Source organism: Agrobacterium sp. T29 (assembly GCF_006970545.1).
GTDB lineage: Bacteria > Pseudomonadota > Alphaproteobacteria > Rhizobiales > Rhizobiaceae > Agrobacterium > Agrobacterium leguminum.
Map to the genome: position 1 here is coordinate 1,606,004 of NZ_CP040641.1, position 23,041 is coordinate 1,629,044.

A 23,041-nucleotide genomic window follows, 5' to 3' on the forward strand; every position below is an offset into this window, starting at 1 on the left:
TCCATGCAATTTTCGTATCGTTGTTTATTTGCCGATGGCCTCAAGGCCAACGCTTCAGCAGCCCCGCCAGAAGCGTCAGCGCCTCCGTGAGATCGTCGAATGACGGGCCGCCGAGACAGAGTCGGATACCGCTCGCCGGATCGTCGGGATTCACCAGCATGGATTCCGGAGGGGTCAACTTGATACGCATCGCCGCAGCGGCGAATGCGAAACGATTGGCGGCGTCGCGTGCCATCGGCAGCCAGACGTTGTATGCATCGAGATGCGAGCCAAGCTGGTTCGTGCCAAGCAGTGAAACCGCCAGGCTGGAGCGCCGTCGGGCCTCGTGGCGTAGATCCCGCTGGATTGACGAGATGATGCCGGAGGTCAGCCAATCCTCAACCACCGCGCAGGAGAGTGCGGATGGGGCCATCGGCATGTCCTGCAGAAGGTCTTCGGCGGTGTCGTGCAGCCCGGCCGGCAATGCAAGCACGCCGATCTGCAGGCCGGGACCAAGGGACTTGGAGAGCCCGTTCACATGAAACGAGATTTCAGGAGCCAATGAGGCGAGCGGCGGCAAGGTCTCGGCCGATGCCGCATAAACGCCGTCCTCGATGATCCATACGCCCGCCCGGCGGCAAATATCCGCAATGATCTGCCGCCGCGCTGCGCCCATGGTGACGGTTGTCGGATTATGCAGCGTCGGCGTCAGATAGACTGCGGTGCCGTAACGCGACGTCGTGCCGGCGAGCGCTGCGGCAAGCGCTTCCGGCACCATGCCTTCGGCATCGATTTCAACGCCCTGCATCCGGTATCCTTTACGCCGGGCCAGTGCGATCGCGCCGGGATAGGTGATCCGTTCGGTCAGGAGCAGGCCCTTCGGGCCGCAGGCGAGATCGAAAGCCAGGGCCAGCGCCTGGCGGGCGCCGCTCGTCAGCACCAGATGTGACGGATCGACAGTCAGACCCAGCGTTTCCAGCCAGTGAGCGAGAAGGCGGCGGTGTTCCAGATGTCCGGCGGGCGGGGCGTAAAGATTGATGTGATCCGCATCGATCCTGCGGGCGATCCCCGTTAGCGTCTTCGCCAGAATGCGGGCGTTGAGCGTGGCCGGCGGCGCATTGGAGGAGAGGTCGAACTGCCGATCCTTGTGCGCCTCCTGGAGCGCCACGAATGTTCCCCGCCCCTTGACGCTGCGTGTCAGCCCGCGCCGTTCGAGAACTGAATAGGCTTTTGTCACCGTGCCAAGCCCCACCCCCAGTTTCCATGCGAGATCGCGATGGGCGGGCAGACGGTCGCCGCCCGTCAGCCGCCCCTCGATGATGTCATCGGCAAGAGCAAGCACCAGCCGTTCTGCGGCATTCGCCTCAATATCTGCAAGACGGGGAGTCCAGGGGGATTGCAGCAGCACGGTCTTACCTTCGATAAAAGTGTCACGTTACACTATTTCAATAAACATTAAGTGTAACATAGGCTATGACGACGCTGATTGAAATCCACACTTTACGGCGCGCAATCGGCCGTGATGCCGGCGCCTGGAGGATTGAATGTTCAGCCATGTAACCGTCGGAACGCGTGATCTTGAGCGGGCGGAACGCTTCTACGATGCGGTGCTTGTCCCGCTCGGCCTGACGCGGCGGGTCGTTACCCCGGATGGCGGGCCTGCGGCGCTTTGCTGGGTGGCAGCACACTCCCCGTTGCCCCGCTTTTATGTCTATCGTCCTTTCAACGGCGAGCCGGCCACGGCTGGCAACGGCGGCATGGTCGCCTTTCTGGCGCCGTCGAAAGAGGCGGTGGAGATGGCCTATGCCGGCGGCCTTGCGCATGGCGGCATGGATGAAGGAGTTCCGGTGCCACGCCCGCATTACGGAGACGGTTATTTCGGCGCCTATCTGCGTGACCCTGACGGCAACAAGGTCCACATCGTTCATCGCGGAGATCTCCAGCAATAATGCTGGGGAAGTGTCCTGCTTCTGGAGAAAATCGGAATGATCGCCAGCCAGATCGCCCTCGTCTACGGCACCTATATCGTCGCCACCGCCAGCCCCGGGCCAAGCAACATGGCGATCATGGGCACGGCGATGCGTGATGGCCGTCTGCCCGCCCTCGCTTTGGCGGCCGGTGTCATCACCGGCTCGCTCTTCTGGGCGATCCTTGCGGCGACGGGCATGTCCGCCGTGCTGGCCGCCTATGCCCAGGCGCTTTTCATCATCAAGATATTTGGCGGCATCTACCTGCTGTATCTGGCCTTTCGAGCGGGCAGGTCGGCCCTGAAGCCGGTCTCCGATCTTGTGGGGACGAAAACCGGGCGTGCGACGCCGCCCTATCGGGCGCTCTACCGGCAGGGTCTCCTCATGCATATCGGAAATCCGAAGGCGATCATGGCGTGGATAGCGATCATGTCGCTGGGTTTTCGCGAGGATGCGCCTGCGGGCATGTTGCCGGCGATCGTTGGCGGCTGCGCCCTTCTCGGTGTCATCGTATTCGGCAGCTATGCGCTTCTCTTTTCCACCGCCTCGATGATTGCGCTTTACACCAGATTGCGGCGCTGGATCGAATCCGTGCTTTCTGCGGTATTTGCCGTTGCAGGACTGAAATTGCTTCTATCGCAGAGCTGACAGCCCCGCCATCCGCGTTGCCGATCAATCCCAACTGAAAGAGCCATGCCATGAGTTTTGTTATCCATATGATCGACGTGTTCGGCTCCGGGCCGCTTTCCGGCAATCCGCTGGCGGTCGTCATCGGCGCCGATGCTTTGTCGACGGATGAAATGCAGCGATTGACGCGGTGGTTCAACCTTTCCGAAACCACCTTCCTGCTGCAACCCACCCATCCGCAGGCTGATTACCGGGTCAGGATATTCTCGCTGGACAGGGAGTTGCCCTTTGCCGGGCATCCCACACTGGGCAGCTGCCATGCCTGGCTCTGCGCCAACGGCATGCCAGAAAATCAAACCGCCATTGTTCAGGAATGCGGTGCGGGACTGGTCACGATCCGGCGCTCGCATGGGCGACTTTGTTTTGCCGCTCCGCCGCTTATCCGTTCCGGCGCACCGACGCCGGCCGAACTGGAAGAGGCGCGGCAGCTGTTGAGGATCGAGGCTTGCGATATCATCGATGCCGCCTGGATCGATAATGGTCCCGGCTGGCTGGGGATCAGGCTGGCGTCGGCCGAAAAAGTGCTTGGCCTCGACCCGGCCCGCAATTGGCCAGGCCGCATCGATATCGGTGTGGTTGGCCCTCATGCGCAAGGCGGCGAGACCGCCTTTGAGGTTCGCGCCTTTTTCAGCGATCATCTGGGCGTCATCGTCGAAGACCCCGTCACCGGAAGCCTCAACGCCTCGGTGGCGCAATGGCTGTTCGCGACGGGCGTGGTTGGCGAAGACTATATCGCGGCGCAGGGAACGCGCCTTGGCCGCCTCGGCCGCATCTACCTGACGCGCGACGATGCCGGCCAGATATGGGTTGGCGGCGAAACACACACGCATGTCGAAGGCCGGCTGCAAGGCCTTTGAAAGACAGACGAAAACGAGGTGAATTTGATGAGTAGCAGTGTTTACCGCCCCATTTCCGAACGCGTATTGGCGGATGATTGGGGACGGCTGACCAAGTATGAGTATGAACTTCAGTTGAGGGACGGAAGCTGGCAACGGCAGACCCGGGAGGCATATGATCGCGGCAACGGTGCGACATGCCTGTTGTACAATCCGGCAAGCGACAATGTCCTGCTGACCCGCCAGTTCCGGTTGCCCGTGCTTTTGAATGGCGGCCTGGAATCGCTGATCGAGACACCAGCGGGGCTGCTGGAGGGCGCTGACCCGGCAACGCGAATGCGTGCGGAACTGATCGAGGAAACCGGTTATGAGGTTTCCGAACTTACGCATCTGTTCGATATCTATATGAGCCCCGGATCGGTCACGGAATATCTCGCCTTTTTCTACGGCGAATATGTCGAGAAACATAAGGTCGGGGCAGGTGGCGGTTCAGCGGACGAGGGCGAAGACATCGACGTGCTGGAAATCGCCTTGCCCGAGGCGATGCGGATGATCGGCCGCGGCGATATTCGCGATGCCAAGACGATCATTCTGATCCAGCATCTCGCCATCCGGCTCTTGCAGGAAAAGATCACGGCACGCTGATCGTGATCCAATGCCTCCGGTCCGGGGAGCTCGTGTGGTTCGCTATGCCCCGGTGCGATCACCGGGCGAAAAGATTGGCGGCCATATAGTCTACAAATGCTCTGACTTTTGGAGAAAGATATCGATTGGTCGGCCAGAGGACGCGGAAAGTCCCTGTGTCGGCCATGTAGTCGTTCAGCAGCGATACCAGTTTCCCCTGAGCGATTTCGGATGTCACCGCGAATGAGGGCAGACATGTTATCCCGAACGATCGTTCCGCAAGGTAGATCAATGGTTCCAGCGTGCTCGCAACGGTGGCGACCGGCAGATCGATCCTGATTTCGCGTCCTTCGCGAACCAGCGGCCACGGCTCAAGCTTTCCGGAATTGGCGAAGCGATGGTGGAGACAGCGGTGCCGGACAAGATCTTCCGGAACCTCCGGGCGTCCATGCGCCTTGAGGTAGTCAGGCGCCGCCACGACGCTGTGTCTGAAAGTGCCGAGCTTGCGGCTCATCAGCCGTGTGTCCCTGATCTCGCCCGTTCGGATGACGGCGTCGAATCCCTCTTCTATGACGTCAACCAGACGATCGGTAAAATCGAGGTCGAGGCTGATTTCGGGATACGCCTGCATGAAGGCGGATATCGTCGGCATCAGAAGCATGCCCGCAAGCGGAAGGCTCACACGAAGTTGCCCGCGCGGAACGGCCTGCGATCTCGACAGTTGCGCCTGCACGGTCTCATATTCGGACTGGATGCGCCGGCATGTATCGAGGAAGAAACTTCCGTCCTCCGTCAGGGCCATGCTGCGTGTCGAGCGATTGAACAGTCTTACGCATAGCTCCTCCTCCAGACGTGCAATGGCTTTTCCGACGGCTGATCCGGAGATGCCGAGGCGATGCCCGGCGGCCACGAAGCTTCCCGCTTCCGCCACCTGAATGAATATGCCGAGTGTTCCGAGCTTGTCCATGATGCCGCAATTAAGGAATTTTTGTCCGGTATGTTAAGAATAGCAGCTCGTTTATCCGCTATTTTGCTTCCGATATCCAGATGTCGCCGCGGCCGAAAGGGCCCGAGCTTCAAATGGAGATAACTCATGGAAACGAAACCCATCGCAGCTTTTGCGGGCTCACCCGCTCCCACAACCTTCGTTGTCAACGTCATTCATGCCCATCCGGGAAAGCAGGACGAAGCCTTCGCCATTATTCAGGATGTCGTTCACTATGTTGCCGAACGAAAAGAAGGGTTTCTCTGGAGCAGCCTTGCGAAAAGCACCGACGGAGAGACCGTTGTTAATGTCGAGGCCATTCAGGGAACCGGCAATGTTGACGAGTTCTTTTCCGATCCGCAATTCGTCGAAAAATTCCGGAAACTGGACACCGTCTCCAGGAGCGAGTTCCACACATACACCGTCGGTGACCTGGTTCTCCCGAAGCCCATTGCTGGGTGACGGATAGAGCGCGCTCGGTTTTGAAAACGTGCCGGTCAGTTGGCGGCCGGGGGGCTTCCCCCGGCATTGGAGCGGAATGCCGTCGCCGGGCCATGGTCAAAGCACTCGATCAGCATTTCGGTCAGCACCCGGATTTTTCTTGCCGGATGCTGGCCGGGCGGTCTGACGACAAATATTCCCGCCGGCGGCGGCGGATACTGTTTCATGACGCGGACCAGCTCGCCAGAGTCCAGATGATTCTTGATGAGATCGTCGGGCAACACGGCGATCCCCAAACCGGCAACCGCGGCGACGGCGAGGGCGGCGCCGTTGTCGGCCTTGAAACGTCCCTGTGGGCGAATGCTTGTCACCCTGTCTCCATCCATCGCCTGCCAGGTTTCCGTTCCCTGCATGAGAGCCTGATGGGTTAGGAGTTCTTCCGGTGTCTCCGGAGAGCCGTGGGCCCCGATATAGTCCGGGCTGGCGACGAAACTTCCGTAGAGGGGGCCGACGCGTCTGGCGACAAGGTTGGAATCCTGAAGGTGGCCGACCCGGATCGCACAGTCATACCCTTCTGCGATCAGATCCACGAAACGATCCGTGTAACAGGTCTGAATCTGGAGTTGAGGATAGCGGCGCGCCATTTGCGCAATCACCCGTGCGAAATGCGTCGGGCCGAAAGAAAGCGGCGCAGCAATCCGAAGACGCCCGCGGAGCTCACCAGCCGGAAGAATCGTTTCTTTCGCCACATCGATTTCGGCTGAAATCCTTGCCGCATAGTCCCGGAAGGTTGCGCCCGCTTCTGTCAGGGAAGCGCCGCGTGTGGATCGGGCCAGAAGCTGGACACCAAGCTCGGCTTCAAGCCGCATGAGCCGCCGGCTGACCATCGACTTGGAGATGCCGAGCCGCAGCGCGGCCGAAGTGACGCCTCCCGCATCTGCAACTTCGACGAATGTCCGAAGATCTTCGATATCCACTCAGCGTTCCTCATTCTGCGACACAGCTCAGCGCTGACAAGGACTACCGCATCATAAACAGGAATGACAAGTTTCGTCCCGCGGCAACGCCTGAAGGGGCGCATGTCTTTGCGCAAGCGCTTCAATAAACCGCCAACATAGGATGAACCCATGACCTTTCGTAACGGCCTCGATTCACTTCTCCGCCCTGAAGATTCCGTCCTCGTTCTGATCGATCATCAGCCCTATCAGCTCGCGAACCTGAACAGCCACGATCCGCAGGCTGTGGTCAACCTCACGACCGCACTGGCGAAGCTGGCAAAAGCCTTCAATGTTCCGACGGTTCTCACCAGCGTGATCGCGGCGCGCGGCGGACTTCTCTTCAAACAGATCACCGATGTGTTCCCCGGCCAGGAAGTCATCGATCGCACCTGGGTGAACACCTGGCAGGACGAGAATGTGGTGAACGTCGTCAAGGCGACCGGCCGCAAGCAACTGATCATCGCCGGCCTGTGGACCGAGGTTTGCGTGGCAATGCCCGTCATCCAGGCCGCCGGCGAAGGCTGGGACGTGACCGTGATCACCGATGCGTCGGGCGGGATTTCGAAGGAATCTCACGAAGTTGCCATCCAGCGCATGATCGCGGCCGGTGCGAACCCGATGACCGTGATGGCGCTCGCCGGCGAATGGCAGCGCGATTGGGCGCGCACCGAGCATGTCGAGGAGCTGACCGAAATCCTCATCCAGCACTTCGGCGGCAGCGGCATCGCCTATCTCTGGGAGCAGCAGCTTCTCAACACGCCGGTGCCGGCCACAAAGGGCGGTCACTAAGAACCGGGCAGGGATGGCGGGCGTCTGTTGGCTCCCGCCATCCCGTCGTCTCAAGGCTATTCTCTCGCCCTGCAAACGAGGCCGGCGCGATCCCCATGAGAAAGGGAGGCGCCGGCTTTGATCGCTTGCCTATGGGCGCGCGCATCGGACATACTACCCCTTGAACCACAAAGGCCAAGGGCAAGACGAAGCCAGAGACTTGGAGCTGGATCGCGGAGCCATGCGAGAAGATTGAGCCCATGAATACGCGATTCCTCGAAACTTTTCTCTGGGCTGCTCGATTGAGCAGCTTTTCGGCAGCCGCGGAACGTTTGCACACAACGCAAGCATCGGTATCCAACCGGATTGCCGCTTTGGAGCGGGAGCTGGGTGTCGTGCTGTTCACGCGCGATGTGCGCTGCGTCAACCTGACGCCCGCCGGTCGTCTGGCGCTGCAACATGCCGAAAAGATCGTCAACCTCACCGGCGAGTTCCGGCAGATCGTCAGTAACCGGGAGGCGCTGAGGGGTACGGTGCGGATAGGTGCCGCCGATACGATCGTCTATGCCTGGCTGCCGCTGCTCATCCGCCGCGTGAACGAGCAATATCCCGGTGTCAGCCTCGATCTGACCATTGATACCAGCCTGAAACTCTCGCAGCGCATTCAGAACGGCGAGGTGGATGTCGGTTTCATCATGGGGCCGATCATGGCTGCGGATATTTATAATTCACCGCTCTGTACATTCGAATCCTGCTGGGTCGGCGCCGTCGAGCTGCCGCTGCCGGAAACCGGTGTCACGCTTGAGGATATCGCGCATTTTCCGCTGCTTACCTTCTCGACCGGCTCGCAGCCGCATCAAGCGTTGCGGGCGCTTCTCGATTCCCATGGCCTGTCCGATAGCCGCATCTACAATTCCAATTCGCTGTCGATCATGACGCGCCTTGTGGCCACGGCCGTCGGGGTGGGCGCCTTGCCGCGCGTTTTGGTGGACGGCATCATCAAATCGGGCGAAGCGCGTATTCTCGACATCACGCCGCCGGTGCCGCCTCTTACCTTCCACACGGTTTATCAGGAGCGTGGCGACAACGCGCTTGCCCGTGCCATTGCCGACATGGCGACGGAAATCGTCAGTGAAACCACCACGCAATGGATGACGGCCGCAGCTTAAATTTTATGCTGCAACGCAAAATGATTAATCTATAAGCTTACCTTATGGGTTTCGATAGAGTTTTTCCGTTTGTCAGGAAAACAGTTCCCGTTCTTAATTCTCCTCGCAACATGAGAGGAGAGCAACGTGAAAGTCTCACTTGTTCAAATGAATACCCAGAACGACAAGGCAGAAAACCTCAAGGTTGCTGCCGATTTAATTGAGAAGGCAGTCAAGGCGGATAGTCCTGATCTTGTTGTTCTTCCGGAATACTTCGCATTTCTTGGAGATAATCCTCAGGAAATGCATGAGAGCGGGGAAGAATTCCCCGGCGGCGAGATTTACTCGCTGCTTTCGGATCTGGCCAGAAAGCACGCGATCACGCTGCATGCCGGTTCCATCGTCGAGAAGGAAGGCAACCGCTTCTACAATTCGACGCTCGTTTTCGGCCCGGACGGCAAACAGATCGCCCGTTACCGTAAAATTCACCTGTTCGACGTCGATACGCCGAACGGCATCAGCTACCGCGAATCCGATTCCGTTGCCCGTGGCGAAGAGGTCGTGACCTACAAGGTTGGCGACAGGACGGTCGGCTGCGGCATCTGCTACGATATCCGCTTCCCGGAACTGTTCCGCGCCCTGCGGGACAAGGGTGCAGATGTCATCGTTCTGCCGGCCGCTTTCACGCTGATGACCGGCAAGGACCATTGGGAAGTGCTGGCCCGCGCCCGCGCCGTCGAAACCCAGACCTATTTCCTCGCTGTCGGCCAGATCGGCACCCATGCGGGCGGCAAGAAGGCTTGCTGGGGTCATTCCATGGTCATCGATCCGTGGGGTCACATCGTCGCGCAATGCTCCGACACCGTCGGAACTGCCGGCGCCGCTCTCGACTTCGACTATTCGGCCAAGGTGCGCGCCAACGTGCCGGTGGCGAACCACCACGTTCTCTGATCGGAGAAAGACCCAATGTTTATCGTCAATCCCATGCCGGAACAGATCGGCGCCGACATCATCGAGCTTCTTGAAAAGGTTGAAGTCGCAACGATCGGCCATGTGCTTCATTCCGGTTTCGTCGATCCTGAAATCCGGGCCGTTCTTCCGGGCAAGCGCGTGGCGGGCACCGCCGTCACGCTGCGCATCCCGAATGCGGATTCGACCATGCTTCACTATCTGACGCAACTTGTGCGTCCGGGCGATATCGTTCTCATCGACCGTTGCGGTGATACCCGCCACGCCTGCTGGGGCGGTGTCATCACCAACACCATGAAGATGGCCGGCGTCAAAGCCGGTGTCGTCGATGGCCCGGCGACCGACTTCTCGGAGTTCACCAAGGTCGACATGCCGATGTGGTGCCGCGGCCCGTCGCCGATCACCACCAAGATCCTTGGTCTGGAAGGCGCGATCAACGTTCCGATCAGCGTCGGCGGCCAGATGATCAATCCGGGCGACGCGATCCTGTGCGATGAAAGCGGCGTTGTCGCCCTTCATCCGAGCCAGGCCCGCGCCATGGCGGAACGCGCCATCGGCATGCAGGAAGCCGAGATCGTGCTTCTGGAGCGCCTGCGCAACGGCGAGAAGCTGCCGGATATTTCCGGCGCCAATAAATTCGTCCAGGCCAAGCTGAGCGCCTGACACAATTTTTCGGGTGGCGGATCCGTTCGCCACTCCCAATAACAATAGAGGAGAACAGGACAATGAAGAAATCGATACTTCTGAGTGGGATTCTCATGCTTGGCGCGGCCGCCCTGCCGGCGCACGCCCAGCAGACCGTGACGTTCCTCGGCTATAGCGGCCTTTTCCAGGAGCGTTACACCAAGGCCGTCATCGAGCCTTTCATGGCCGCCAACCCGGATATCAAGGTAGACTATTTCCCGCAGCAGGGTTCCGCCGCCATGCTCGGCTCGCTGCGTGCGCAGAAAGCTGCTCCGCAATCCGATATCGCGCTGATGGACGTCTCCGTCGCCAAGACCGGCACGGACGAAGGCCTGTTCGACAAGGTCGATGAAAGCGTTACCAAGAACGTTGCCGACCTCTATCCGAACGCCCGCTTCGAAGGCGTCGCCGGTGTCGGCGTGACTTTCGATAACCTCGTTCTCATCTACAATACCGATGCAATCAAGACCGCACCGGATAGCTGGAATGCCCTCAAAGACAGCGCCTTAAAGGGCAAGATCGCCATGCTGAGCGCTCCTGACATCGTCGGTATCGGTACGACCATCATCATGGACCACATGAATGGCGGCACCGACTTCATCAAGAATATCGACGCCGGCATCAATGCCATGGCGGAAGTCGCGCCGAACGTCCAAACCTGGGAACCGAAGCCGGAAGTCTATCCGACTGTCGTCAACGGTCAGGTGTCGCTGGGCGTGGGCTGGAATGCCCGCAGCCAGGTCAATGCCGATGGTTCCAAGGGCAAGATGAAGGTCGTTCTTCCGAAGGAAGGCACGATCCTGCAGATCAATACGCTCAACCTCGTCAAGGGCGGCCCGTCGTCCGAGGCGGCCCGCAAGTTCATCGATTACGCGCTGAGCCCGGAAGCCCAGGCCGCCTTCACCGCCGCCATGTATTATGCGCCGACCAACGCCAAGGCCACGGTGGCTCCCGATGTCAGCGATCGCACGGTCGTCAAGGCGATGGACAAGGTTATCCCGGTCGACTGGATCGGCCTCTCGAAGGTTCGTGACCAGATCACGCAGGACTGGCGCCGCAAAGTCATCCCGCTCAGCCGCTAAGGCTTTCGCGTCTCTGTCGTGAAAAATGGCAAGACTTCCGCATCCCCTTCGGGCGGATGCGGAAACGGCATAGGCCCTGGCTCATTTCCTCCGTCGGTGTTGGGATCGATGGAGGAGTGGGTGGCCCGAAGGCCTGCATAGGGAAAGCGCCGCGCAGAGCGCAGGTGAATTTCCGCCGCGATTGCACAGATCAAGGGACAGGGCATGTCCGCGACCCGCCGGGATGGGACATGTTCTGGAGAAAGGCAAAAAGCCAGAATGGGAACTTCAGACATCATGCAGCCAGGATTTCTCTCGATTCGTTCATTGACCAAGCGCTACGAAACCATGGTCGCCGTGGATAATCTCAATCTCGAGATTCCCAAGGGCGAACTGGTTGCCTTCCTCGGTCCATCCGGCTGCGGCAAGTCAACATCGCTGCGCATGATTGCCGGCCTTGCGCCCGTGACGTCAGGTTCAATCCTGATCGACGGCAAGGATGTGACGCAGCTTGCGCCCTATAAGCGCGATATTGGCCTCGTTTTTCAGAGCTATGCGCTTTTCCCACATATGACGGTTCTCAAGAACGTCATGTTCGGTCTTGAAATGCGCAAGGTGCCGGCTGCCGAAGCGGAACGGCGCGCGCGCGAGGCGATTGCCATGGTGCGTCTGGAAGGGCGCGAGGATCGCCGGCCCGCCCAGCTTTCCGGCGGCCAGCAGCAGCGCGTCGCACTGGCGCGTGCACTCGTCATCCAGCCCTCCATCCTTTTGTTCGATGAACCTCTTTCCAATCTCGACGCCAAGCTGCGCGACGAGATGCGCTCTGAAATCCGCCGTATCCAGAAACAGCTCGGCATCACCTCCATCTTCGTCACCCATGATCAGGTCGAGGCGCTCAGCATGTGCGACAAGGTCGCCGTGCTCAACGGCGGGCGTCTGGAACAGCTCGGCACGCCACATGATCTTTACGAGCGCCCGGCGACGGCTTTCGTCGCCTCTTTCGTCGGCCGCACCAACAGGCTGGTCGGAAACGCGGTCGGCGATCACATCGCGGTCGGGGATGCGGTATTGCGAGCGCCCGGCTCGCACAGTGGCACGATCGACCTTATGGTGCGACCGCATCGCATGGCCATGACGGTTGCCGGTGATGCCGCACCCGATTTCGACGGAGCGCCGGTCAATCGCATCGCCGGTGAGGTTCGCGATGTCTATTATGCAGGCGATATCCTTCACTACGAGATCGCCGCGGGTGGACAGACATTGTCGGTGGAGCGCGCGACTTCGGGTGGCGAAACACCTGTGGCGACGGGCAGCGCGGTCAGCCTCATCTGGCGGGTGGAGGACACGCTGGTCTTCGGAGCAGGCCGATGACAGCGGCGGTCATGATCACGGCTCCCGGCAGCCGCACATCCTCCATGGTGTTTCTCGCAACGCTTCTTCTCGGGCCGATCATTGCGGTCAATGGCCTCGCCTTCGTCATGCCCGTCTTCAACCTGCTCCTGCTTTCCTTTCGTGAAAGCCTTGGCGGCGGCGGTCTCGGCGAGGCCCACACGCTCGACAACTGGTCGTCCACCCTGACCGACGGTTTTTATATCGAACTGATCGGCCAGAGCATCCTGACCAGCCTTCTAATCACTGTTCTCACACTCATCGCCTCCTATCCCATCGCGCTTTATCTTCACCGGGCGCAGGGCCGCTGGAAAACGCTGCTGCTGGTGCTGGTCATTTCGCCGTTGCTCACCTCGGCCGTGGTGCGCACTTATGGCTGGATCGCGATCCTTGCCGATGACGGCCTCATCAACAACATCCTTTTGGCTCTCGGTGCCGAAAGCGGCGTGCGGCTGCTGTTCAACAAGGTCGGCGTCGTCATCGGGCTAACCGAAATCCTGATGCCCTATATGATCCTGGCGCTGCTTGCCGGTTTCGGCAGGCTCGATCCGCGTGTCGAAGAAGCGGCGGAAACGCTCGGCGCATCGCCGTGGAAGGTATTCTGGCGGATCATCGTGCCGCTCACCATGCCCGGCGTCGCCCTCGGTTGCCTGCTTTCCTTCGTTCTCGCCGTCAGTTCGTTCATCACCCCCAAGCTGCTTGGCGGCGGGCGTGTCTTCCTTCTGGCGACGGAAATCTACGATCAGGCCATCGTGACGCTCAACTGGCCGCTCGCCGCGACGCTGTCGATGATCATCCTCGTGATTTTCGGCGCTGCCCTGGTGCTCTATTCCCGGCTTCTGCGGGCCATTCTTTAAAGGAGATCGAAGATGGAAGAACGTCCCGCTCCGCTGGCGCTGAAAATCGTCGCCTTCATCATGTTCCTTTTCCTGCTGGCGCCCGTGGTTCTCGTCGTGCCGATCTCGTTTTCGGCCGATAGCTACATGACCTTTCCGCCCTCCGGCTGGAGCCTGCGCTGGTATATCGATCTCATGCATAATTCCAAGATGATGGGAGCGCTCGGCACCAGCACCCTTCTCGCCATCATCGTCACCGCGCTCTCCATGCTGCTCGCGCTGCCCGCCTCCTATGCCATCGTTCGCATGCGGGTGATTGGGGCGGATGCGCTTCTCGCCTTCTTCACCGCGCCGCTGCTTCTGCCGACCATCGTTCTCGGCCTCGCGATCCTGATCGTCTTTGCCGGTGCCGGCCTGCTCGGCACCTTCACCGGTCTGGTGATCGCCCATCTCATCATCGTGCTGCCCTATGCGCTGCGTGTTCTCACCACCTCGCTTGCGGGTCTGCCGCTGATCTTCGAGGAGGCTGCTTCGACACTCGGGGCATCGCCGCTCACAGTCTTCCGACGCGTGACCATGCCGATGATCGCGCCGGGCGTGGTGGCGACGGCGGCGCTTTCCTTTCTGGTGTCGTTCGACGAAGCGGTAATTTCGCTGTTCCTCACCGGCCCGCGCATCACCACGCTTCCCGTCGCCATGTATCAGCATGTGGAAACGCAGGCGGATCCGCTCGTTGCGGCCATTTCCGTTCTCTTGATCGTGCTCACCCTTGCCGTCGTCCTCATCGTCGACCGCACGGCGGGCCTGACCAAGACTTTCGTGAAATAAAGTCGTGGGGGCTGCCCGCTGGCGCTGGCTGCCCCTACTGGCACAGGCGCGAATTTCACTCCCGTTTATGAATGCCGCTGCTGCATCGGCGCGATCCGTCGCGCCCGTTGATTTCGCTTTGAAAGACGAAGGCAAAGGGAAGCCCATGGCTGAAACCCCCTCCACGGAATTTGATGTCGCCGTCATTGGTGCCGGTGTGGTCGGTTGCGCGGTCGCCCGCCGTTTCGCGCTGGCCGGTGCGAAGGTGGTGGTCATCGAGAAAGGCCCCGATATCCTCTCCGGCGCCTCCAAGGCCAATAGCGCTATCCTCCATACCGGCTTCGATGCGCCGGAAGGCAGTCTGGAACTGGAACTGGTGAAGGCCGGCCGGGCGGAATATCTCTCCATTCATGGGCAGATGGGCCTCAGCCTCGTCGAAACAGGCGCGCTGGTTTGCGCCTGGAACCCGGACGAGGCGGAAAAACTGCAGGCGATTGCGGATCAGGGGCGGTGCAACGGCATCGCCGGGCTTGAGCTTCTCACAGCGGGGCACGCTCGCGAAACCATGCCGGGCCTGTCCGACCGCCTTGTCGCCGCGCTCGACGTTCCGGGCGAACATATCATCGATCCTTGGTCCGCGCCGCTCGGCTATCTCACGCAAGCGGTGGCGCTCGGCGCGCAGCTGGTGCGCAACGCGGAAGTCCTGTCCGGTGCGTTCGACGGCGCGTGGCGGATCGAGACGACGGCAGGCGTTATCCTTGCCGCGAGCGTCGTCAATGCCGCCGGGCTGTTCGGCGATATCGTCGATGCGCGTCTGGGGCTTTCGCCCGACTTCGCCATCAAGCCCCGCAAGGGGCAGTTCGTGGTGCTGGACAAGGCTGCCCGTCGGCATGTGCCGCGTATCGTCCTGCCCGTTCCGACCGAAATCACCAAGGGCATCGTGGTGTGCCCCACTGCCTTCGGTAATGTTCTCGTCGGCCCAACGGCGGAAGAGCAGGAAGACCGCGAGCGCGCGACGGTCGAGACGGCGACGCTGGAAGCACTGCTGGAGCGCGGTGCGGAGATCGTTCCGGCGCTTGCTTCCGTTTCCGTGACCGCCGTTTATGCCGGTCTGCGGCCGGCGTCTGAAAAGAAGCATTACCGCATTTCCGCCCGGCCGGACCGGCGGGCGATCACGCTTGGCGGCATTCGCTCCACGGGCCTCAGCGCCGCACTCGGTCTGGCGCAACATGCGCTGAGGCTTCACGAAGGTTTCGACGCACATTTTATCCCGCCGCCCTCAGTTCCCGACGTGACGATGCCCAACCTGACCGAAACCTGCGGGCGGGACTGGCAGCGTGCCGATCACGGCGAAATCGTCTGTCATTGCGAACTCGTCACCCGCCGCGAGATCGAGGCGACCTTTTTAAGCCCGGTGCCGCCCGGAGATTTCGGCGGGCTGCGGCGGCGCACCCGCGCCGGCATGGGTCGCTGTCAGGGCTTTTATTGCAACGCCCGGCTGGCCGCGATGACGGGCGACCGTCTGGCAACCCCGCTTGCCGTTCGCGCGGGAGATAACCAATGAGCGCAGGGGAAGCTTTTCAGCAAAAGAGTGCGGATGTGATCGTGGTCGGCGGCGGCCCGGCGGGTGTGGCGGCGGCGCTGGAGCTGAAAGCGCGCGGTATCGCCCGCGTGATGATCCTCGACCGCGAGCCGGCCCTTGGCGGCGCAACCCGGCATTGCCTGCATTCGCCCTTCGGCATGCGTGAATTCGGACGCGTCTATTTCGGTCCGGCCTATGCGCAACGCCTGCAGCGGCAGGCGCAGAATGCGGGTGTCGATATACGCACCGGTCATTCCGTGGTGGAACTCGGGCAGGATGGCGCGCTGCTAGTGACGTCGGCGCGCGGCGTCGAGACGCTGAAGGCCCGGCGTATCGTGCTTGCGACCGGCGCGCGGGAAAAACCACGCTCCGCGCGGCTTCTGCCCGGCGACCGGCCGGTGGGTGTGGTCACCACCGGCACGCTGCAATCCTATGTCGCCTTTCACGGCATCATGCCCTTTCGCCGGCCGCTTATCATCGGTTCGGAACTGGTTTCCTTTTCCGCGCTTCTAACCTGCCTGACGCATCGTGCCCGGCCGGTGGCGATGATCGAGCCGGAACCGCATCCGCTGGCGCTGTCGCCTTTTCAATGGTTTCCGCGACTGGCCGGGGTGCCCTTTTATTGTGGTGCGGTACTCACGGATATTCGCGGACGCGGCCGGGTCGAGGAGGCCGATATCCGTCTTGCGGATGGTCGCATCCTGACAGTTCAATGCGACGGTGTTCTGCTCACCGGGCGGTTCACGCCGGAGGCAACGCTTCTCAATGCATCCCCCGTGGATGTTGCGGCAGGCAGCGTCGGGCCGCTGATCGATCAGGACGGACGGATGCCCAACCCGATATTTTTCGCCGGCGGGAATGTCTTGCGAGCCGTGGAAACGGGCGGCTGGGCGTTTCGCGAAGGCCGCCGGGTTGGCGCGGCGGTGGCTGACGATCTCGTTCGGGAACCATGCGGCGCGCCGGGGGTGCCCGTCACCTTCGCCGATCCGCTCAAGCTGGCGGTTCCCGCCATGTTGCGGCCGGGTGGGCTCGACAGACCCGCATTTCGCGACTTTCAGCTTCGCTTCACCAGACACGTTCAAGGCCGGCTTTCGCTTCATCTCGACGGAACGGAAGTGTGGAGCAAGACCGGCCTTTGGCGCCCTGAACGCCGTGTGCTGGTGCCCATTCCCGCAGCGGCGTTTGAAGCGGGGCAGATTGCCTTTCATTTTCGGGAGGCCAATTGATGCGCATCGCGGCAATCGATCAGGGAACGACATCGACCCGGTGCCTTGTGGTCAGCGATGGCGGCACGGCGGAGGTCGTGGCCAGCCGGCGTCACGCGCAATTTTATCCGGCCGCCGGCCATGTGGAACATGATCCGGAAGAACTGCTGGGCAACATCCGCGCGGCGCTGGCTGCCGCCGGGCCGGTGGATGCCATCGCCATCGCCAATCAGGGCGAGAGTTGCCTGGCGTGGGATGCCGTGAGCGGCGAGGCGCTGTCGCCGGTCATCGTCTGGCAGGATGCCCGCACCGCCGAAGCGCTGGCCACCCTGCCGCCTTCGGCAACGGATCGTTCGAAAGAGATTTGCGGGCTGCCGCTCGATCCCTATTTTTCGGCCAGCAAACTGGCCTGGCTGGTCAGGCACAATCCGGCGGTGGCCCAGGCACGCGCCGCAGGCCGTTTGCGGCTGGGCACCACAGATGCGTTTTTTCTGGACCGGCTGACGGGCTGTTTCCGCACCGACCTTGCAACGGCGTCGCGCACGGGTCTGCTCGATCTCTCAACCGGAGACTGGAGCCCGGAACTCTGCGCGCTTCACGGCGTGCCGCCGGATTGCCTGCCCAAAATCGGCCCTGTCGATGGCGGCTTCGGCGCGGTCGAGGGAACGCCCATCCGCGTTTCCATCGTCGATCAGCAGGCAGCGCTTTATGGGCATGGCTGCCGCAAGGCCGGCGATTGCAAAATAACCTTCGGAACCGGGGCCTTTCTGCTGGCCGTTGCCGGTAACGGGCGGCCGTTGACGGGAGAGCTTCTGCCGACCATTGGCTGGCGAATGCAGGGCGCGCCTGCGGTTTTCGCCATCGAAGGCGGGATCTATGATGCCGGCGCGGCGCTCGAATGGGCGAAAAAGATCGGCCTCTATGCTGAAAATACCGAACTCGACGGTTTCGAGGGACCATCGGCCATTCGCCGAGGCCTTGTCTTCGTGCCCGCCCTTTCGGGCCTTGCCGCGCCCTATTGGGACAGGAAGGCCGTGCCGTTGTTCATCGGCATGGACCACGCCACCGAGCGGCGTGACATGGTGCGCGCCGTGCTGGAAGGCATTGCCCTGCTGACGGCGCGGCTGATCGAGGCGGCATCGGCCGTCGCCCCCATAGGCGACACGATCTCCATCGATGGCGGCTTGTCGAACAGCCGCTATTTCGCCCGCTTTCTGGCCGCGGCCAGCGGTCGAACCATTTGCGTGCCCGCCATGCGCGAGTTGACGGCGCTCGGTCTGGCGGAACTGTGCGGCGTCGATGTCGCGGCCCTGCGAGGCGATGCCGAGATATTCGCGCCCGACGGATCGGTCGATGCCGAAGACCATGCCCGCTTCGCACGCGCCATAGACACTGCGCGGAGCTGGCAACGATCCAGAACCTGCACGAGTGCGGTTCTGCCGACCGTGCCGGCGGCGGGCATATGATTTCTCCAATTTAAAGAACAGGCGACAAAGGCGACAGAATTTGATAAATTACAAAACAGCCGGTTGCGGTTTGACGCGTCGATAGAAGTCACCGAGCGTTCCTGTACCGCCAGCCGGATCATGGCGCAGGAGGAGAAGTGCTATGACGGCATTCCATGTCATGGCCGGTGCGAGTGGTGAATTTGCCCGCCCGGAAGTCCGCAAGATTGGCATCCCGGATATTGTGGATGCGTTGAAGCTGGGACTTGAGGACTTTAAAGAAAAGCCGTCCCACTATGTTTTTCTCTGTCTTATGTATCCGATTGCCGGTGTTTTTCTGGTGATGTGGAGTTCCGGAGCCAATCTGCTGCCGGTTATTTATCCGCTGATGTCGGGTTTTGCACTGATTGGCCCGATCGCGGCCATCGGGCTTTATGAAATCAGTCGACGACGCGAGCAGGGGTTGGATAGCTCCTGGCGGCATGCACTGGAAGTTCGTCACTCTCCGGCCCTGCCGTCGATCATCGCGGTCGCCGTCATGCTGTTCGTGCTTTTCGTCGTCTGGTTGATTGTTGCGCAGAGCATCTACACTGCGACTTTCGATGCGACCGGTCCGGTTTCGCTCTCCACCTTTCTGTCGGACGTATTGACGACCTCGCAAGGTCTCTCCCTCATCATCTGGGGCAATCTGGCCGGCTTCGTTTTTGCGGTCGTCGTGCTGGCGACAACGGTGGTGGCGTTCCCGTTGCTGCTCGACCGGGATGTCGGCGCAGTCGCGGCGGTGGATGCGAGCATCCGCGCCACGCTTGCCAACCCGGTTCCGGTGGCGCTTTGGGGATTGATCGTCGCGGCGTTGCTCGTCGTCGGCACGATCCCGGTATTTATCGGCCTCGCGGTCGTCATGCCCATCCTCGGCCACGCGACCTGGCACCTCTATCGGAAACTGATCGTGTCCGATTATCCAAGCCGTACGCCCTGAATTCATAGAGGAAATCTATCCGTAGATCATCCTCCCTGCCGTTGCGGCCCCGCTGAGGGGAGCCGCAGCGGGTGGGATGGCCATGGAGAGTGCGGGGATGCCATGTGGTATCGTTTTCTTCCGATCTGTCTGCTTTTCGCGATTGCCTTCCCGATTGAGGCCGTAGCACTGGAAGGAGACGCTGCCGCAGGCGCCACCATAATTGCTCGCCCGATCAATTTATGAGATAATTCTAATATACTTCGCGATGGGGTTGTAGAAGTATTCGTGGCCGGGTCACGGGAGGAGACGATGGCTGTCGTTGTGATTCTCGTTCTGCTGGTGGTGGGATCGATCGTATTCCACCTGCTGAGCCCGTGGTGGTGGACGCCGATAGCCTCGAACTGGAGCTATATCGACAATACGATCATCATCACTTTCTGGATCACCGGCTTCGTTTTCTCGGCCGTCGTGCTATTCGTCGCCTATTGCGTGTTCCGCTTCAGACACCGCGCCGGAAACCGGGCGGCATACCAGCCCGAAAACAAGCGCCTGGAATGGTGGCTGGCGGGCGGAACCGGGGTTGGGGTGGCTGCAATGCTTCTGCCGGGTCTCTTCGTATGGAACCAGTTCGTGACCGTCCCGGACGGTGCGAGCGAAGTGGAAGTCGTCGGTCAGCAATGGCAATGGAGTTTCCGCCTGCCGGGAGCGGACGGACGGCTCGGGCGGGCGGATACGCGCGCTATTGCACCCGACAATCCGCTCGGCCTGAACAGGAACGATCCCGCCGGAATGGACGATGTCATCGTTGAAGGCGGCGAGTTGCATCTGCCCGCCGGCAGGCCGGTTAAAATGCTGCTGCGCGCGGTCGATGTCGTGCATGATTTCTACGTGCCGGAGTTCCGGGCCAAGATGGACATGATCCCCGGCTCGGTCACCTACTACTGGTTTACGCCGACCCGGACGGGAACTTTCGAGGTTCTCTGCGCGGAACTGTGCGGTGTGGGCCATCCGCAGATGCGCGGCACCGTCGTCGTCGATACCGAGGCCGATTATCAAGCCTGGCTGCAGCAGCAGCCGACTTTCTCGAAATTGCTGGCTTCGGCGGAAACGTCGGCGGCCAGATAAGCGCCGCGCATATTGGAAGGGAAGACCGCATCGGGGGAACAGGGAGGTTGGAACATGGTCGAGATTGGATCCGGCGCCGGGCAGGTCATTCAGCCCGCTGAAGTCGAGGACGTCGAGCTTTATCACCCGAAAAGCTGGTGGACGAAATATGTCTTCAGCCAGGATGCCAAGATCATTGCCATTCAATATTTCCTGACAGCCATCGCAATCGGCATGGTGGCGCTGGTGCTTTCCTGGCTGATGCGCCTGCAGCTCGGTTTTCCGGGCTATTTCTCCTTCATCGATGCGGAGCATTATTATCAGTTCATCACCATGCATGGCATGATCATGGTGATTTACCTGCTCACCGCGCTGTTTCTCGGCGGTTTCGGCAACTACCTGATCCCGCTGATGCTCGGCGCGCGCGACATGGTGTTCCCCTATGCCAATATGCTGAGCTACTGGCTCTACCTCTCCGCCGTCCTTGTGCTGGTGGCCGGTTTCTTCGCACCCGGCGGGCCGACGGGCGCCGGCTGGACGCTCTATCCGCCGCAGGCGCTTCTTTCTGGAACGCCGGGCGGGCGCGACTGGGGCATCATCCTGATGCTGTCATCGCTGATCCTGTTCATCATCGGCTTTACTTTGGGCGGGCTGAATTACGTCGTCACCGTGCTGCAGGGACGCACGCGGGGCATGACGCTGATGCGCATGCCATTGACGATATGGGGCATATTCACGGCGACCGCCATGGCGCTGCTCGCTTTCCCGGCGCTCTTCGTCGCCGCCGTCATGATGTTGTTCGACCGTCTGCTCGGCACGAGCTTCTTCATGCCGGCCATCGTGGAGATGGGCGAACAATTGAAGCAGGAGGGCGGCAGTCCCATCCTGTTCCAGCACCTGTTCTGGTTCTTCGGCCATCCGGAAGTCTATATCGTCGCACTTCCCGCCTTCGGCATCGTCTCGGATCTGATCAGCACCCATGCGCGCAAGAATATTTTCGGCTACCGCATGATGGTCTGGGCGATCGTCATCATCGCGGCGCTGAGCTTCGTCGTCTGGGCGCATCATATGTATGTCAGCGGCATGAACCCGAATTTCGGGTTCTTTTTCGCAACCACGACGCTGATCATCGCCGTGCCGACGGCGATCAAGGTCTATAACTGGGTGCTGACGCTCTGGCGCGGCGATATCCATCTCACCCTGCCGATGCTGTTTGCGCTCGCCTTCATCGTCACATTCATCAATGGCGGATTGACCGGTCTCTTCCTCGGCAATGTCGTCGTCGATGTGCCGCTTTCGGATACGATGTTCGTGGTTGCCCATTTTCATATGGTGATGGGGGTCGCGCCGATCATGGTGATCTTCGGTGCGATCCACCACTGGTATCCTAAAGTCACAGGCCGGATGCTGAACGAGGCGATGGGGCACGTCCATTTCTGGATCACCTTTCTCGGTGCCTATGCCATCTTCTTCCCGATGCATTATCTCGGGCTGATGGGCGTGCCGCGCCGCTATTACGAGCTGGGCGAAACCGCCTTCATTCCAGATTCGGCGCACACGTTGAACATATTCATCACCGTGGCCGCGCTGATCGTCGGTGCGGCTCAACTGCTGTTCGTGTTCAATCTCGAATGGAGCCTGCGCTGGGGCAAAAAGGCGGTCGGCAATCCGTGGCGGGCCACGACACTGGAATGGCAGACGCCGCAGACCCCGCCGGTTCATGGCAACTGGGGCAAGGAGTTACCGGTCGTTTATCGCTGGCCGTATGATTACAGCGTGCCCGGCGCGGCTGAGGACTTCCTCCCGCAAAACCAGCCGGCTGCGGCCGGGCCGTCCGAAAGGGTCCTGTCATGAGCGCCATCCTCGTCTTCATGGCCGGGATCGCCGGCATCATCGGCTGGTGGATGGCGCGGCAGCGGCTGGCCTCGAAGCCCTGGCTGGAAGTCGGTCTGGCAGGCGATGCGCCGCAGATGCAGGGATCGTCGGCGACGATTGCGAAAGTCGGACTTGGGATATTTCTGGCGGTTGTCGGTGCCTTGTTCACCTTGCTCATCAGCGCCTATCTCGGCCGCATGGGCGGCGCCGACTGGTGGGGTATCCCGATCCCCGGACTGTTATGGGTGAACACCGCGGCGCTTGCCGCCAGCAGTCTTGCGCTGCAATGGGCGAAAACCGAAATCCGTCCAGATCGTCGCGACAGGCTGAATGCGGCTCTTGTGACAGCCTTTGCGACGGCTGTTTTCTTTGTCGCCGGTCAATTCCTGGCATGGCGGCAACTCGTCTCCGCAGGCTATATTCTGGCGGATAACCCATCGAACAGCTTCTTCTACATGATCACCGGCCTGCACGGCCTGCATATAGTGGGCGGGCTCTTCGTGCTTGGACGCACCGCAATCCGTGCCCGGAGCGAGCCTTTGTCGGCAAGAATGCGCCTGAGTGTGGAGCTGTGCGCCATCTACTGGCATTTCATGCTGGTCGTCTGGCTGGTCCTTTTTGCGCTTTTCGCCGGCTGGGCGAATAGTTTCGTCGATCTCTGCCGTCAATTGGTCACCTGAGGAGTGTCGA

General features: G+C 60.9%; 23 protein-coding genes. 20 read left to right on the forward strand and 3 right to left on the reverse strand.

Annotation, left to right across the window (positions count from 1 at the left end; translation table 11 throughout):
* Positions 1 to 40 precede the first annotated feature (40 nt).
* Positions 41 to 1,387, reverse strand: coding sequence for a PLP-dependent aminotransferase family protein (locus tag FGF54_RS22445; RefSeq protein WP_142781189.1), 1,347 nt, complete (start codon positions 1,385 to 1,387; stop codon positions 41 to 43).
* Between the two features lie 136 nt (positions 1,388 to 1,523).
* Between FGF54_RS22445 and FGF54_RS22450 the strand changes: the two genes are divergently transcribed.
* From FGF54_RS22450 to FGF54_RS22465, 4 genes are read left to right on the forward strand one after another with little or no spacing between them, the layout of a single operon-like run.
* Positions 1,524 to 1,928: a VOC family protein gene (locus tag FGF54_RS22450; RefSeq protein WP_142781190.1), complete on the forward strand. Its 405-nt coding sequence runs from the start codon at positions 1,524 to 1,526 to the stop codon at positions 1,926 to 1,928.
* Positions 1,929 to 1,964: 36 nt separating this feature from the next.
* Positions 1,965 to 2,594, forward strand: a complete 630-nt coding sequence (locus tag FGF54_RS22455) for a LysE family translocator (RefSeq protein WP_142781191.1) — start codon at positions 1,965 to 1,967, stop codon at positions 2,592 to 2,594.
* Positions 2,595 to 2,644: 50 nt separating this feature from the next.
* Complete coding sequence (locus FGF54_RS22460; protein WP_142781192.1) at positions 2,645 to 3,490, forward strand: PhzF family phenazine biosynthesis protein; 846 nt, start codon at positions 2,645 to 2,647, stop codon at positions 3,488 to 3,490.
* A gap of 27 nt (positions 3,491 to 3,517) precedes the next feature.
* Positions 3,518 to 4,114 (forward strand): NUDIX domain-containing protein, encoded by a 597-nt coding sequence (locus tag FGF54_RS22465; protein ID WP_142781193.1) that lies wholly within the window; start codon positions 3,518 to 3,520, stop codon positions 4,112 to 4,114.
* Positions 4,115 to 4,172: 58 nt separating this feature from the next.
* Here FGF54_RS22465 and FGF54_RS22470 read toward each other — a convergent pair whose 3' ends face one another.
* The gene (locus FGF54_RS22470; protein ID WP_142781194.1) at positions 4,173 to 5,060 is read right to left on the reverse strand and encodes a LysR family transcriptional regulator; all 888 of its coding nucleotides are present in this window, start codon (positions 5,058 to 5,060) and stop codon (positions 4,173 to 4,175) included.
* Between the two features lie 126 nt (positions 5,061 to 5,186).
* Here FGF54_RS22470 and FGF54_RS22475 point away from each other — a divergent pair, with 126 nt between their 5' ends.
* Entirely contained in the window at positions 5,187 to 5,540 is a 354-nt protein-coding gene (locus tag FGF54_RS22475; protein WP_142781195.1) for an antibiotic biosynthesis monooxygenase, read from the forward strand.
* Between the two features lie 35 nt (positions 5,541 to 5,575).
* Here the strand turns inward: FGF54_RS22475 and FGF54_RS22480 are convergent, their stop codons facing one another.
* Complete coding sequence (locus tag FGF54_RS22480; RefSeq protein ID WP_142781196.1) at positions 5,576 to 6,496, reverse strand: LysR family transcriptional regulator; 921 nt, start codon at positions 6,494 to 6,496, stop codon at positions 5,576 to 5,578.
* Positions 6,497 to 6,646: 150 nt separating this feature from the next.
* On the opposite strand from FGF54_RS22480, the gene FGF54_RS22485 reads away from it, so the two are divergent.
* The 15 genes from FGF54_RS22485 (at position 6,647) to FGF54_RS22560 (ending at position 23,031) form a co-directional block, all read left to right on the forward strand.
* The gene (locus tag FGF54_RS22485) at positions 6,647 to 7,306 is read left to right on the forward strand and encodes a hydrolase (RefSeq protein ID WP_003521973.1); all 660 of its coding nucleotides are present in this window, start codon (positions 6,647 to 6,649) and stop codon (positions 7,304 to 7,306) included.
* Between the two features lie 239 nt (positions 7,307 to 7,545).
* Positions 7,546 to 8,454, forward strand: coding sequence for a LysR family transcriptional regulator (locus FGF54_RS22490; RefSeq protein WP_020812348.1), 909 nt, complete (start codon positions 7,546 to 7,548; stop codon positions 8,452 to 8,454).
* A 147-nt stretch (positions 8,455 to 8,601) separates the two neighbouring features.
* A complete protein-coding gene (locus FGF54_RS22495) occupies positions 8,602 to 9,384 on the forward strand; it encodes a carbon-nitrogen hydrolase family protein (protein ID WP_059761162.1) in 783 nt (260 codons plus the stop codon).
* Positions 9,385 to 9,399: 15 nt separating this feature from the next.
* Entirely contained in the window at positions 9,400 to 10,065 is a 666-nt protein-coding gene (locus FGF54_RS22500; RefSeq protein ID WP_003521976.1) for an RraA family protein, read from the forward strand.
* A 62-nt stretch (positions 10,066 to 10,127) separates the two neighbouring features.
* Positions 10,128 to 11,168 carry an ABC transporter substrate-binding protein gene (locus tag FGF54_RS22505; protein ID WP_035261025.1) on the forward strand — a complete coding sequence of 347 codons (1,041 nt, stop codon included), beginning with the start codon at positions 10,128 to 10,130 and terminating at the stop codon, positions 11,166 to 11,168.
* 276 nt (positions 11,169 to 11,444) lie between these two features.
* The gene (locus FGF54_RS22510; protein WP_142781197.1) at positions 11,445 to 12,518 is read left to right on the forward strand and encodes an ABC transporter ATP-binding protein; all 1,074 of its coding nucleotides are present in this window, start codon (positions 11,445 to 11,447) and stop codon (positions 12,516 to 12,518) included.
* Positions 12,515 to 13,393: an ABC transporter permease gene (locus FGF54_RS22515; protein ID WP_003521979.1), complete on the forward strand. Its 879-nt coding sequence runs from the start codon at positions 12,515 to 12,517 to the stop codon at positions 13,391 to 13,393. The genes FGF54_RS22510 and FGF54_RS22515 overlap by 4 nt, the downstream gene beginning before the upstream one ends.
* Before the next feature lie 12 nt (positions 13,394 to 13,405).
* Positions 13,406 to 14,200, forward strand: coding sequence for an ABC transporter permease (locus FGF54_RS22520; protein WP_142781198.1), 795 nt, complete (start codon positions 13,406 to 13,408; stop codon positions 14,198 to 14,200).
* A 145-nt stretch (positions 14,201 to 14,345) separates the two neighbouring features.
* The gene (locus FGF54_RS22525) at positions 14,346 to 15,743 is read left to right on the forward strand and encodes an NAD(P)/FAD-dependent oxidoreductase (protein ID WP_142781199.1); all 1,398 of its coding nucleotides are present in this window, start codon (positions 14,346 to 14,348) and stop codon (positions 15,741 to 15,743) included.
* Positions 15,740 to 16,987: an NAD(P)/FAD-dependent oxidoreductase gene (locus tag FGF54_RS22530; RefSeq protein ID WP_142781200.1), complete on the forward strand. Its 1,248-nt coding sequence runs from the start codon at positions 15,740 to 15,742 to the stop codon at positions 16,985 to 16,987. The genes FGF54_RS22525 and FGF54_RS22530 overlap by 4 nt, the downstream gene beginning before the upstream one ends.
* Positions 16,987 to 18,432, forward strand: a complete 1,446-nt coding sequence (locus FGF54_RS22535; protein ID WP_142781201.1) for an FGGY family carbohydrate kinase — start codon at positions 16,987 to 16,989, stop codon at positions 18,430 to 18,432. The genes FGF54_RS22530 and FGF54_RS22535 overlap by 1 nt, the downstream gene beginning before the upstream one ends.
* A gap of 142 nt (positions 18,433 to 18,574) precedes the next feature.
* The gene (locus tag FGF54_RS22540; protein ID WP_142781202.1) at positions 18,575 to 19,390 is read left to right on the forward strand and encodes a DUF2189 domain-containing protein; all 816 of its coding nucleotides are present in this window, start codon (positions 18,575 to 18,577) and stop codon (positions 19,388 to 19,390) included.
* Positions 19,391 to 19,681: 291 nt separating this feature from the next.
* The gene (locus tag FGF54_RS22550) at positions 19,682 to 20,497 is read left to right on the forward strand and encodes a cytochrome c oxidase subunit II (RefSeq protein WP_142781203.1); all 816 of its coding nucleotides are present in this window, start codon (positions 19,682 to 19,684) and stop codon (positions 20,495 to 20,497) included.
* 54 nt (positions 20,498 to 20,551) lie between these two features.
* Positions 20,552 to 22,330, forward strand: coding sequence for a cytochrome c oxidase subunit I (locus tag FGF54_RS22555; RefSeq protein WP_080853716.1), 1,779 nt, complete (start codon positions 20,552 to 20,554; stop codon positions 22,328 to 22,330).
* Positions 22,327 to 23,031 (forward strand): cytochrome c oxidase subunit 3, encoded by a 705-nt coding sequence (locus FGF54_RS22560; RefSeq protein WP_142781204.1) that lies wholly within the window; start codon positions 22,327 to 22,329, stop codon positions 23,029 to 23,031. Before FGF54_RS22555 ends, FGF54_RS22560 begins: the two co-directional genes overlap by 4 nt.
* Positions 23,032 to 23,041: the final 10 nt, after the last annotated feature.

Bases quoted from the DNA above. Each gene is read 5' to 3' on its own strand.
- FGF54_RS22450 (WP_142781190.1), top strand. From the start codon at position 1,524: ATGTTCAGCCATGTAACCGTCGGAACGCGTGATCTTGAGCGGGCGGAA.
- FGF54_RS22455 (WP_142781191.1), top strand. From the start codon at position 1,965: ATGATCGCCAGCCAGATCGCCCTCGTCTACGGCACCTATATCGTCGCC.
- FGF54_RS22460 (WP_142781192.1), top strand. From the start codon at position 2,645: ATGAGTTTTGTTATCCATATGATCGACGTGTTCGGCTCCGGGCCGCTT.
- FGF54_RS22465 (WP_142781193.1), top strand. From the start codon at position 3,518: ATGAGTAGCAGTGTTTACCGCCCCATTTCCGAACGCGTATTGGCGGAT.
- FGF54_RS22470 (WP_142781194.1), bottom strand. From the start codon at position 5,060: ATGGACAAGCTCGGAACACTCGGCATATTCATTCAGGTGGCGGAAGCG.
- FGF54_RS22475 (WP_142781195.1), top strand. From the start codon at position 5,187: ATGGAAACGAAACCCATCGCAGCTTTTGCGGGCTCACCCGCTCCCACA.
- FGF54_RS22485 (WP_003521973.1), top strand. From the start codon at position 6,647: ATGACCTTTCGTAACGGCCTCGATTCACTTCTCCGCCCTGAAGATTCC.
- FGF54_RS22490 (WP_020812348.1), top strand. From the start codon at position 7,546: ATGAATACGCGATTCCTCGAAACTTTTCTCTGGGCTGCTCGATTGAGC.
- FGF54_RS22495 (WP_059761162.1), top strand. From the start codon at position 8,602: ATGAATACCCAGAACGACAAGGCAGAAAACCTCAAGGTTGCTGCCGAT.
- FGF54_RS22500 (WP_003521976.1), top strand. From the start codon at position 9,400: ATGTTTATCGTCAATCCCATGCCGGAACAGATCGGCGCCGACATCATC.
- FGF54_RS22505 (WP_035261025.1), top strand. From the start codon at position 10,128: ATGAAGAAATCGATACTTCTGAGTGGGATTCTCATGCTTGGCGCGGCC.
- FGF54_RS22510 (WP_142781197.1), top strand. From the start codon at position 11,445: ATGCAGCCAGGATTTCTCTCGATTCGTTCATTGACCAAGCGCTACGAA.
- FGF54_RS22515 (WP_003521979.1), top strand. From the start codon at position 12,515: ATGACAGCGGCGGTCATGATCACGGCTCCCGGCAGCCGCACATCCTCC.
- FGF54_RS22520 (WP_142781198.1), top strand. From the start codon at position 13,406: ATGGAAGAACGTCCCGCTCCGCTGGCGCTGAAAATCGTCGCCTTCATC.
- FGF54_RS22525 (WP_142781199.1), top strand. From the start codon at position 14,346: ATGGCTGAAACCCCCTCCACGGAATTTGATGTCGCCGTCATTGGTGCC.
- FGF54_RS22530 (WP_142781200.1), top strand. From the start codon at position 15,740: ATGAGCGCAGGGGAAGCTTTTCAGCAAAAGAGTGCGGATGTGATCGTG.
- FGF54_RS22535 (WP_142781201.1), top strand. From the start codon at position 16,987: ATGCGCATCGCGGCAATCGATCAGGGAACGACATCGACCCGGTGCCTT.
- FGF54_RS22540 (WP_142781202.1), top strand. From the start codon at position 18,575: ATGACGGCATTCCATGTCATGGCCGGTGCGAGTGGTGAATTTGCCCGC.
- FGF54_RS22550 (WP_142781203.1), top strand. From the start codon at position 19,682: ATGGCTGTCGTTGTGATTCTCGTTCTGCTGGTGGTGGGATCGATCGTA.
- FGF54_RS22555 (WP_080853716.1), top strand. From the start codon at position 20,552: ATGGTCGAGATTGGATCCGGCGCCGGGCAGGTCATTCAGCCCGCTGAA.
- FGF54_RS22560 (WP_142781204.1), top strand. From the start codon at position 22,327: ATGAGCGCCATCCTCGTCTTCATGGCCGGGATCGCCGGCATCATCGGC.